The sequence below is a fragment of the Methyloprofundus sedimenti genome (assembly GCF_002072955.1).
Classification (GTDB): Bacteria; Pseudomonadota; Gammaproteobacteria; order Methylococcales; family Methylomonadaceae; genus Methyloprofundus; species Methyloprofundus sedimenti.
Genome location: NZ_LPUF01000001.1, coordinates 2,166,398 through 2,178,177 on the forward strand (window position 1 = coordinate 2,166,398; position 11,780 = coordinate 2,178,177).

The window sequence follows — 11,780 nt, forward strand, 5'->3', positions numbered from 1 at the left end:
GATAATTTTTATATTGCTCTGATTGCCCCCGTATGACCTTAATTCACAAGAACACTGGCACATGTATTATTGCCTCTGGTTATGTGGGTTATGATTCAAACAGAATGACAAACTTACTTATTGTTTAACTTAGGAAATATTTTATGAAAATTGCAATTTTATCTCGTAATGCCGGGCTATACTCTACCAGACGTTTAATCGAGGCGGCTGAAAATCGGGGTCATGAGGTAAGAGTTCTTGATGCATTGCGTTGCTATATGAATATCACATCCCTGAATCCATCGATTCATTATCGTGGCGAAGACTTAACAGGATTTGATGCAGTTATTCCAAGAATTGGTGCATCAGTGACATTCTATGGTACTGCTGTACTAAGACAGTTTGAAATGATGAATGTTTTTCCATTAAATGAATCAGTAGCCATTAGTCGTTCACGCGATAAATTACGTTCTACCCAGTTATTAGCGCGTAAAGGCATAGGCTTGCCAGTCACTGGATTCGCTAATAACCCGGATGATATTGAAGATTTAATCAGAGAAGTTGGCGGCGCACCGCTAGTGATTAAATTACTAGAAGGTACTCAAGGAATAGGTGTGGTTTTGGCAGAAACGCATAAAGCCGCAGAAAGTGTTATTCAGGCTTTTATGGGGCTAAAAGCGAATATTATGGTGCAGGAATTTATTAAAGAAGCGGGGGGATCTGATCTGCGTTGCTTTGTTATCGATGGCAAAATCGTTGCCGCGATGAAAAGACAAGGGGTTGAAGGCGAGTTCCGTTCTAATCTGCATCAAGGTGGTAGTGCGAAACTGGCTAAATTAACACCAGAAGAGCGATCTACTGCGATCCGTGCCGCAAAAATAATGGGCTTGAATGTCTGCGGCGTGGATATACTGCGTTCTAATCATGGCCCGGTAGTGATGGAAGTAAATTCATCACCAGGCCTTGAAGGTATCGAAGGTGCGAGTGGTAAAGATGTTGCGGATTTAATTATCCAGTGCATAGAAAGAAAAGTGGCTCCTATTGCTACAGCGAATAGTTTGCCTAAAACCCGTACTCACGGTAAAGGCTGATACCATGCAAACCGATCTTGTTATCAATGGGCAGGTGATAAAACCGGGGAGTAATTTGGTGGTCGATTTGCCCTTACCACCTTTATATACACATACCCCAATGACTATGCCGGTACATGTGATTCATGGTAAACGCCCTGGACCTCGGTTGTTTGTCAGTGCAGCTATACATGGCGATGAATTGAACGGGGTGGAGATCGTACGGCGCTTATTAAAACAATCTGCTTTAAAGCGATTGAAAGGTACTTTAATTGCCATTCCCATGGTGAATGTTTATGGCGTTATTCATCATTCTCGCTATCTGCCTGATCGTCGTGATTTGAACCGGTCTTTTCCGGGGTCGGCTAAAGGTTCTTTAGCTGCCAGGCTGGCAGAGCTATTTATGCGTGAAATTGTCGCGCAGTGTACGCATGGTATTGATTTGCATACGGGCGCGATTCATCGCAGTAACTTGCCGCAAATTCGTGCAAATCTGGATCATGAAGAAACTTTGGCTTTGGCCAAAGCCTTTAATGTGCCTGTTTTAATTAATTCTAATTTACGTGATGGTTCCTTGAGAGAATCTGCGGCAGAGCAGGGCATTCCGATGTTGCTTTATGAGGCGGGAGAAGCTTTACGCTTTGATGAGTTTAGTATACGCGCAGGACTGCAAGGCATATTAGAAGTGATGGGGTATTTGCAAATGATTATTGCAAGGAAAAATAGAAAAGGGATAAAAGAGCCTTATATCGCACGTTCCAGTAGTTGGGTAAGAGCACCTGCAAGTGGTATTTTTCGTACTGTCAAATCGTTAGGGAGTTATATTAAACGTAAAGAAGTGTTAGGTGTTATCAGTGACCCGATCAGTAACGCAGAGTTTGAAGTGTTGTCTCCGTATAATGGGTTGGTGATAGGGCGCTCGGAAATTCCATTGGTGTATGAGGGAGAGGCGGTCTATCATCTGGCTAAATTCGAAGATCATAAGGAAGTAGCAGAACAATTGGAAACTTTTCAGGATCATCATATTACGCCATCTATGGATGATGATGACGAGTTTATTATTACCTAAACTTGATTAAAACGTAATTTTCCCGCAAATATCACACCTTTTGATAAAGGTGGGCTGAAGCCGCATAACGTTTGGCACATGTAATAAGATTTATATTATTTTCTGAGTCATTGATCGAAATACCTGGTTTCTTAATATTTAAATCAAGGAGTTCATTATGCATAACGGGTTTATTAGCAAAGATCATCTCAAGCAAGTTTTGAATGATGTTCAACATTTTTTGATTCAGCATAAAACACCGAAAAGCGCTCAAATTCCCTTTGTTAAATTAAGTGAACAACAGCAACAGCGCCTGAAGCAAAAACTCAGTCATCTACATGCTGCTGATATTGCACATATTCTCGAAAGTTTAGCAACAGAAGATCGGCGCGATGTCTGGAAGCAGATTCCAGTAGAACAACGCGGTGAGATACTGTTGTCTTTAGCTGAGCCAGTGAGAGAATCAATGCTGGCAGATATGCCGATAGCAGAGATGGTAAACGCTGCAGATAAATTGCACAGCAAGGACATCGGTGATTTGGCCAATCTGGCTTCGAGTCTTCCTGAGCAGGCGGTTAATCTTATTCTGCAATCGCTGACAGCAGAGCAGCGTAAGCAACTGGAACAAGCATTATCCTATCCTGCCGGTACAGTTGGGTCGCTGATGGATTACAGTATGCTGACTGCAACACCAGAGGAAAGTGTTAAAGAGGTACTTGCCTATTGTCGTAAGTTAGGTACTTTACCTGAGCATAGTCACTATATCTATATTGTTGATCAGCATAATACTTTGATGGGGTTATTGCCGCTGCAAAAACTAATTACCTCTGCGTTTGACAAAAAAGTCAGTGAGGTGATGAGTCACAGTACGATTACGTTCGCGACGGGTGATAGTGCAGAGCAAGCGACTTTTACTTTCAATCGTTATGAATTAATAGCAGCTCCGGTTGTTGATGACGAAAACAAACTCATTGGTCGTATCTGCGTTGATGATATTGTAGATTTTATGCATGAAAGCTCGGAGCAGCAATTGCTTCGCCAAATTGGTTTTGTTAATAGTGAAGATCGTTTTTCGGGTATTTTTTCCAGCGCTCAAAATCGTTGGCTATGGCTAGCGATTAATTTATTTTCTGCCTTTATTGCCACGCGCGTTATTGGCGCATTTGAAGATAAAATTGTTGAACTAGTCATATTAGCCACCCTGATGCCGATTGTGAGTGCTACGGCGGGTAATGTAGGCAACCAGGCCTGCACTTTGATTATTCGTTCTCTGGCATTAGGGCACGTAACAGATCATAATATTCGCCAATTTTATATCAAGGAAGTGGGTATTAGTTTAATCAACGGCGTGATCTGGGGGGGTATCATGGGCGTTTTTGTCGGCAGTTTATACAGTGCCGGAATCGGTACGGTGATGGGTTTCGCAATGTTATTAAATTTTGTGCTGACTGCTTTTGTTGCTGTTTCAATTCCGTGGTTACGTCATAAATATAATTTAGATCCTGCGATGGGCGCTCATGTGCTGGTTACTTTCTTCGCTGATGCGTTCGGCTTTTTCATTTTCTTAGGTATGGCGACAGCTTTTCTGTAAAACCGCAGTCGACTTATAACAATCAGACACGCCATGAAAACTTCCGCTAAATTAGGCACTTTTGCTGGTGTTTTCACACCTAGCATTCTTACTATTCTTGGCATTATTCTCTTTTTACGTTTGGGCTATATTGTCGGTACCGCCGGCGTGGCACAAACTTTAATTATCTTAGTATTAGCCAATTCAATTTCTGTACTCAGTAGCTTATCTCTTGCAGCTATTTCTACTAATTTACAAGTTAAAGTGGGCGGGATTTACTACCTTATTTCCCGGACTTTAGGTCATGCTTTTGGTGGCGCTATTGGTATTGTTTTATTTTTAGCGCAGGCCATTTCCATCGGTTTTTACAGTCTCGGTTTTGCTGAAATACTGATTACCATGTTACCTGATACTTTAGCTCTTGGTGTTCAGTCATTAGCCGCTATAGCGATTTTGGTGCTGGGATTTTTTGCCTGGTTGGGTGCGGATTGGGCGAACCGTGTGCAATTTTTTGTAATGGGTATTTTGGTTTTGGCGATTGTTTCATTTTTTTGGGGTGCAACTCAGTCCTGGGATGTGGAGATATTAGCAAGTAACTGGGCTGCGGTAGATAATAATGTCCAGTTTTGGGTGATATTTGCCTTGTTTTTTCCCGCTGTGACGGGTTTTACACAAGGAGTAAATATGTCCGGTGATTTAAAAAATCCGACTTATAGCCTGCCTGTGGGTACTTTTAGTGCGGTTTTCTTGTCGATTGTTGTCTATTTGTTGGCAGTGTTCTTTTATGCCGGGTCTATGCCTAAAACGGACTTGATTAATGTTGCTAACCCAATGACTCAGGTAGCTGCGCTTGATTATACTATTGTCGCGGGTGTATTTGCAGCGACACTCTCATCCGCATTAGCTTCTTTTTTAGGTGCTCCCAGGGTTTTGCAATCTTTGGCCAGTGATCGCTTATGGCGGTGTTTATTGCCTTTTGCTAAAGGGGTTGGAGAGACAAATAATCCTCGGCGTGGGGTTTTATTATCAGCAGTGATTGCGCTGTTCACTGTATTTATGGGGCAACTTGATATGATTGCGCCCGTGGTCAGTATGTTTTTTTTGATTTCTTATGGCTTAATCAATTTTGCAACATACTTTGAAGCTTCTTCTGAGAGTCCCTCGTTTCGCCCGACATTTCGCTGGTTTAACAAAAATCTCAGTTTATTGGGTGGAATGCTGTGTTTAGGGGCCATGCTGGCGATTAATATTATTGCTGGCGTTATTGCGCTGTCGATTTTAATTGCCATTTATTATTATCTGCGTAATACCGGCATGCGGTCTCGCTGGGCGGACGGCTGGCGTTCTTTCCATCTATTCCGGGTGCGTGAGCATTTGTTAGCGGCCTATAAATCACCAGAGCACCCTCGTGATTGGCGGCCTAATATTTTATTATTTCCGATTCACTATCCCGGCAGCAAAATGCTGTATCAATTTGCTTCATTGCTAGAACTACAAAGTGGCTTTACCACAGTGGTCAAGATCGTTCAGGGCTCAGGTGCTGAATTAGTAAGACGCAGGCAGCAGGAAGAGGCGGCTTTGCTGGCAGAATTGCAGCAACAGGACCTGCAGGCGTTTCCTTTAGTACTTACTGCGCCATCTATTAGTACCGGTATTCATACTTTAATACAGGCGCACGGTATCGGACCTTTGCGCGCCAATACCGTTCTTTTGCCCTGGCAGATTAAGAACGATAACTTAAATTCACGACCCGGTATTCAGCATTTGCGAGTAGCTCTGAAATTAGAGTGTAATTTATTGATTCTGGTCGAGCCTAAGATTGAATTAGATATTAGTTCGGTCAGTGATGTTGCCAAGCGTATTGATATATGGTGGTGGGGTGGTGATAGCAGTCATTTGGCCCTGTTATTAGCGTACCTTATGAAGCGCAATCAAGCCTTTGAAGATTGTGAATTACGTTTGCTTTGTTTGCCTGTTAACGGTAAAGCAATTAATACTGATGATTTGCAGCAGCACCTTATCGATATTAGGATCCCAGCAAACTTAAAGTTAATTGACAGTATAAGTCATGATACGATGATTGATGAGTCGGCAGATGCGGATATGATTTTTTTACCGTTTAAATTGCATCAGCAACAATTTTTGACAATTGGTGGCGATTCATTAGATGAAATAATATCGGATTTGCCGCCTGTTGTACTTACCTTAGCAAATCATGACTTTGAGCTAGATACCGAACCTGAAAATGGCACGGCAGCTGATAGTGCTGAAATACTTGATTCTTTAGAAGATGCACGTGATTTATATCATTTTTTCCAACAAAAATTGGAAAAGTTACAGGACGAAAAAGAACAACTTTTAGAGAAAGAAATCGAAGATTCCGCTGATGACCTGGCTAAATTAGAGGTAGAGTTGCAAAAAGTTGTGAGACGCCACGGTAAGGCAAAAGCAAAATTAATTTATGCGGAAAAACTGGCAGAGAGCTTACATAGTTAATGAGAGTTAAGGTGCACCATTCAAAATGCAAAAAAAATATGCGGGTTTAAAATTTTGTACACGTGTTATTTTACTCGCATTTTGTTGTGCTTTCAGTGTCTATGCTGTGGATTCTATAACCTTTAACGTGAATCAAATAACGGCAGATGACTGGGCATTAAAGAATGCAATACTGACACTGAGCCAACTAAATCAAACTCCTCAAATATCACTTGCTTCAGCAACACTGGTTTTACCTTCTCCCCTGGAGCATATTACATCAGTCAGCGTTCAGTGCCAGCAAATTGAGTGGCATGAAAATTATTTAAATTGTACAAGGGGGCTGGGGCGTTTCCATTCAAAGCAATTTAAAACACTTGCCTTCGATTTTTCCTTACAGGTTAATCATGATAAAAGTAAATTAGAGATTAACCACTTGTCCCTATTCGGTGGACAAATCTCCATTTATGCTCAAGAAAATGCTGAAAAATGGCAAGTGCATATTAAAGCGAAAAATATTAATCTTGTCGATTTAAATGCTATGTTTGTATTGGATTTTGCCAAGATAACTCAGGGCTTGGTTGATTTTGAAATAAAGCTAACGGGTAATCATGACATTGTACAAACTCTGCTTGTTTCAGCCGTAATGAAAAATTTATCCATGCATGATGAGAGCGGTGGCGTGGCGAGTGACAATGTCATGTTAGTAACAGAACTCAATGCAGTTAAACAAAAGAATGGCTGGCAATGGCATAATAACAGTCGTATTCAGGAAGGTGGATTGTTTGTAGATCCGGTATTCCTGCAAGTTGATAAAAACAATCTGCTAGCTTTAACGGCGAACGGGTTTTGGCAGCCAGATCAGAAAAAAATCCAGATAGATATGCTTACCTTTGAACACCCTGAGGCTATATTGTTACAAGGTAATGCAAGGCTGAATTATCATGCTGGACTAAGTATAGAAGAAGCTGCTTTGTCAGTGCATATTGCTCAGTTAAAGTCTGCTGCACCGGTTTATCTACTCCCTTTTCTGGAGTCGGGTGTCTTTGCTGGCATTGATTTGACGGGTTCAATTGATGCAGAGCTCCAGTTAAAACTGGATAGTGTCTCGGAAGTCAATATAGAGCTTAAAAATCTGGTTCTAAATGCTGCAGAGCAAGGCTTATACATTAATCAAGCAAACGCACAGATAAATTGGGCAAAGCACCTGTCTGCTATTCAAGCCTCTTTTATTAACTGGCAGCAATTAAAAATTCATGCGATTCCATTTCAGGCAGGGCAGCTGGACTTTATCAGTTTTGATAGACAGCTCAAGCTATTGAAACAGGCTGATTTAGCGGTTTTAGGAGGGATTTTATCGATCAATAATTTTAGTTTCGCTGCTGTGGAGATTAATAATGATGCAACCGTACATTTCGACGGCTCAATTAATAATTTATCATTAGAAAAGTTATCTACAGCTCTTAACTGGGAACCGCTTTCGGGTACTATTAACGGTTACATCCCCTCGGTACGCTATGAAGATAAAACCTTGTCTTTGGATGGTAAATTGAAAATGCAAGTATTTGATGGCGAGGTGAGCATTAAAAACCTGGCCTCTTCCGGTTTGTTTAGCCATCTGCCTCAATTTCATGCCGATATAGAATTTGATAATCTGGATTTAGGCGTTATTACACGTAAATTTAATACTGGATATATTGAAGGACGCTTATCGGGTTTTGTGCAAAATTTATATCTGGAAAATTGGCAACCCGTTTCTTTCTATGCATGGTTAGGCACTCCCGAAGATGATAATTCTACCCATCGAATAAGCCAGAAAGCAGTAGAAAACATTGCTAGTATTGGCGGGGGGGGCGCAACAGATGTATTATCTAGAGGCTTTCTAGGTTTATTTAAAACTTTTGGCTATAACAAATTAGGTTTTGGTTGTTATCTGCATCAGGGCGTTTGCCAACTGATGGGCGTTGAAGCTATAGACAATGGTTTTTACCTGATCAAAGGAGGAGGCCTGCCAAGAATTGATATCATTGGCTATAATCCTAGGTTAGACTGGAATGTATTAATAAATCGATTAAAAAGAATTACGGCCTCTGATCAGGTCATTATTGAGTAATGGGATAAGATCATGAATATAAAAAAGATAACTTTTCTAAGTGCACTGTTTTTAACAGCCTGTGTCACGATTAATATTTACTTTCCTGCAGCCGCGGCTGAACAGGTTGCGGATGAAATAATTCAGGATATACAGAGTACCGAGCCTGAAATTCCACAAAAAAAGGAGTCACCTCAAAAAAAGGAGTCACCTCAGTCTCGATCACCTGAATGGCAAACAAATATTTATAAGCTGGTTGATCAGGCGGTCTCTGTGTTTATTAGCTCAGCGCATGCGGAGGCGAACCTGTCTGTTGATAGTGCCGATATTAGACGCATCACAGCAAGTATGCGTGCCCGGTTTGCCGAGTTAAGTGTATTTTATCGGCAAGGAGTGATTGGTATTAAATCTGATGGATTTTTGACAGTAAAAGTGGAGCCATCATTAAAAGATCGTAACAAAGTCAATAAATTGATTGCGGCAGAAAATGCAGATCGTAATAAATTATATCAAGCGATTGCCCAGGCAAATGGACATCCAGAATGGTTTGAGCAAATTAAATCAACTTTTGCTGATCGTTGGATAAGTAATGCAGAGTCTGGCTGGTGGTATCAGACACCGAGTGGTAGCTGGAAACAGAAATAATGCGATTATAAGGTGGATTTTATAGTCCGCTGAAATATCCAGCACTCAATGCATCGATACTCAACCATTTGTCTCTTTGATACTTAGAAACGTGCATGAAATAACTTAAACAAGTTAAAAATCTGTAGGATGGGCAAAGCTATAGAGGCTATGAAAGTATTCATCACTAAATCCCCATTTTTTTAAAACAGGGCCTGTTTTGCAAGCTTTTAAAGTATATATTTCTAAAAATGACGTTTTTTCTTAGAAAAAAGTCCTTTTTCCCACTATTTTTAAGCATATTGGCTGTTTTTTAATTTATTTTTTTGTCGTTGGACGCAATAATCCCTTAGAAAATCGACGCCGAGCAGGTTTATTACGCGGACAAAGTTATAACCTAAGACCATTAAACCAAATTCACCACCGTATTTTTCTAATCCGCGCATCAAAAAGTGATTTATGCCTGCTCGATGTTTTAATGTACCAAAAGGGTGTTCAGCTAATGCCGCTCGCTGACGCATTTTATTGGGATTTTTTGCCATACGTTGCTTGTGGTGGTCAACGACTTCTTCATGCTCCCAACGCTCTATTTGTTTTGATTTTGCTTTTTCACTCAGACATTTTTTTTGCAAAGGACATTCCGCACAAACAGCGGCATCGCTTTTGTAACGAATATAGTTTTTGCCACCTTTTTGCAAAGGCTTGCCTCGTCGAGTCAGTTTTTCATCTTGAGGGCAAACATAGCAATCTTGCTCAGTATCATATTCAAATTGTTCACGGGTTAATCGTCCTTTTTCAGCCATGCGCCTAGACTTATCAGGGACAGGGACATAAACCGTGATATTTTGATCTTCACAGGCTTTTATTTGGCTTCCATTGAAATAACCTGAGTCCCCCAGGCCATCAAGATTTTCTGATTGCAAAATGCTCTGAGCCTTTTCCAGCATCGGCGCAAGCTGCTGCATGTCATTACCGTCTTGCACCACGTCCTCGGCAACAATCAAACGGTGTTTGTTATCAACAGCGATTTGAACGTTATAGCCCGCCACCGTTTCTCCGCGTTTGGTCAAAAGCCGCGCATCTTCATCAACTGTAGAAATTTGCTTTTCACCACGGTCTTTTAACTGTTGCTGCAACGCTTCTTTTTCTGCCTTTTTCTGTTTGATTATCGCCAGCTTTTCAACCAAGTTTTTATCTTCATTTAACGAGTCTTGATCTAATTTAACCTGAGTTCGGGATAAGAAAAGGTGGGCAGTCTTTTGAAAATCTGAAAAAATAGAAACAACCAAGAATTTATTTTTTCTAAGACTGCCCAATGCTAAGTTTAACCCGATTATTTTGTGATGTAGATGATTTTTGTAAAACCTTTTTACCCCACTGGGAGAAAACCCAAATAGAAAACGGTGAAAAGAAAAGACGGAAAAAGCGTTGCATTAGCCCCAGTGAAATAATTACTTTGATTGTTTACTATCATCAGTCAGGGTATGACACATTTAAATGGTTTTATTTACGCTACTTGCCCAAAAACTTATCTAAAGCTTTCCCAAAGGTGCCGAGTTATAACCGTTTCATTGAATTATTGCCCGATATTATCGGTCCTTTAACGGCTTTTATGCAAACACGTTGTGGCCGAAGTGAAGGTATTGCATTTGTTGATTCAACACCCCTTTGCGTTTGTAAAAATATTCGTATTCCGCGCCATAAAACTTTCAAAGATGTGGCCCAACGAGGCAAGTCTTCTACGGGCTGGTTCTATGGGTTTAAATTACACATTATTGTGGATGATCGAGGGGAAATACTTTCTTTTTCAATCACGAAAGGGAATGTTGATGACCGTAAACCCGTACCAAAATTGGCTAAAAATCTGATTGGAAAGCTTTTTGGCGATAGAGGATATATTTCTAAAAAACTCACTGAACTTTTAGCAACCGATGATGTTGAGTTAATCACAACTCTCAAGAAAAATATGAAACCACGAGTCATAGCTGCTTTTGATGCACTTTTATTGAGAAAGCGTAGCATTATTGAAACTATCAATGATCAACTTAAAAATATTTTTCAGCTTGAGCACTCTAGACATCGTTCGCTTACGAATTATATGATCAATATTGTTGCTTGTTTAGTTGCTTATTCTTACCAGGAAAAAAAGCCTGCACTCAACTTACGTAGAGAAGATTTATTACCTTTGTTATGACGTCTTATCCCGAACTCAGGTTAATTTATTATCGGCAGTATCCTGTTTATCTAGTTCATCTTGATATTGGGTGATTTTCTTTTCCAATGCCTCAAGCTGTTTTTTAAGCTTATCCTCGGTGTAAATACCTTGCTTACTGACGTCGCCTTTAAAAAAACTCCCATCCACCGCGACTGTCTCTCCACCAAATAAGGACAGTTCTTTACATAGCAACAAAAAGTCACGATTAGCCGCTTTCAATGCCGTACTATTGCTTTTGCGAAAATCGGCAATCGTTTTGTATGTGGGTAACAATCCTTCAACTAGCCACATCACCTCCAAATTACGTCGAGTCTCACTTTCCAATTTGCGACTGCTGCGAATCCCCTGCAAATAACCATATAAATAGAGTTTTAATAAAGCAGCAGGATTAAAAGGCGGTTGTCCTGAAGTGATAATAGTTTCGGTGTGCTGAAATCCTAGTTCCTTAACATCTAATGTATGTAGTGGTCTAATAATCCTGTACTAAACGATAGGAGTTTATAATAACCCCTTAATCAAAGATGCAGACCAATGAGTAAACGAAAAAGTTATACAACAGAATTTAAACATGAAGCGGCCAGTCTGGTATTAGATCAGGCATATTCCATAAATGATGCTTGCGAAGCTATGGGCGTTGGTACTACAGCAATGCGCAGTTGAGTCACTCAATTAAAAGAAGAGCGTCATGGTGTTACGCCAAAAGGAAG

At 40.5% G+C, this 11,780-nt stretch carries 9 protein-coding genes and 1 pseudogene; 8 read left to right on the forward strand and 2 right to left on the reverse strand.

All coding sequences use genetic code 11. The features are described 5' to 3' along the window. Window positions 1-143 precede the first annotated feature (143 nt). From rimK to AU255_RS09630, 6 genes are all read left to right on the forward strand, one after another. Window positions 144-1,070 carry a 30S ribosomal protein S6--L-glutamate ligase gene (gene rimK / locus AU255_RS09605; protein WP_080522667.1) on the forward strand — a complete coding sequence of 309 codons (927 nt, stop codon included), beginning with the start codon at window positions 144-146 and terminating at the stop codon, window positions 1,068-1,070. A gap of 4 nt (window positions 1,071-1,074) precedes the next feature. Continuing rightward, window positions 1,075-2,118, forward strand: coding sequence for a succinylglutamate desuccinylase/aspartoacylase family protein (locus tag AU255_RS09610; protein WP_080522668.1), 1,044 nt, complete (start codon window positions 1,075-1,077; stop codon window positions 2,116-2,118). Window positions 2,119-2,275: 157 nt separating this feature from the next. Further along, entirely contained in the window at window positions 2,276-3,688 is a 1,413-nt protein-coding gene (gene mgtE / locus AU255_RS09615) for a magnesium transporter (RefSeq protein ID WP_080522669.1), read from the forward strand. A gap of 33 nt (window positions 3,689-3,721) precedes the next feature. Further along, window positions 3,722-6,163: an amino acid permease gene (locus AU255_RS09620; protein WP_080522670.1), complete on the forward strand. Its 2,442-nt coding sequence runs from the start codon at window positions 3,722-3,724 to the stop codon at window positions 6,161-6,163. 25 nt (window positions 6,164-6,188) lie between these two features. After that, the gene (locus AU255_RS09625; protein WP_080522671.1) at window positions 6,189-8,255 is read left to right on the forward strand and encodes a hypothetical protein; all 2,067 of its coding nucleotides are present in this window, start codon (window positions 6,189-6,191) and stop codon (window positions 8,253-8,255) included. Window positions 8,256-8,267: 12 nt separating this feature from the next. Continuing rightward, the gene (locus AU255_RS09630; RefSeq protein ID WP_233144602.1) at window positions 8,268-8,879 is read left to right on the forward strand and encodes a YdbL family protein; all 612 of its coding nucleotides are present in this window, start codon (window positions 8,268-8,270) and stop codon (window positions 8,877-8,879) included. A gap of 272 nt (window positions 8,880-9,151) precedes the next feature. Here AU255_RS09630 and AU255_RS09635 read toward each other — a convergent pair whose 3' ends face one another. Further along, window positions 9,152-10,147 (reverse strand): transposase, encoded by a 996-nt coding sequence (locus AU255_RS09635; protein ID WP_158083096.1) that lies wholly within the window; start codon window positions 10,145-10,147, stop codon window positions 9,152-9,154. Window positions 10,148-10,173: 26 nt separating this feature from the next. Between AU255_RS09635 and AU255_RS09640 the strand changes: the two genes are divergently transcribed. After that, entirely contained in the window at window positions 10,174-11,052 is an 879-nt protein-coding gene (locus tag AU255_RS09640; RefSeq protein WP_080521034.1) for an IS982 family transposase, read from the forward strand. A gap of 24 nt (window positions 11,053-11,076) precedes the next feature. Here AU255_RS09640 and AU255_RS09645 read toward each other — a convergent pair. After that, window positions 11,077-11,481, reverse strand: a pseudogene (locus AU255_RS09645) (transposase); the annotation flags it as partial. A 123-nt stretch (window positions 11,482-11,604) separates the two neighbouring features. On the opposite strand from AU255_RS09645, the gene AU255_RS21380 reads away from it, so the two are divergent. Then, a complete protein-coding gene (locus AU255_RS21380; RefSeq protein ID WP_143735897.1) occupies window positions 11,605-11,733 on the forward strand; it encodes a transposase in 129 nt (42 codons plus the stop codon). Window positions 11,734-11,780: the final 47 nt, after the last annotated feature.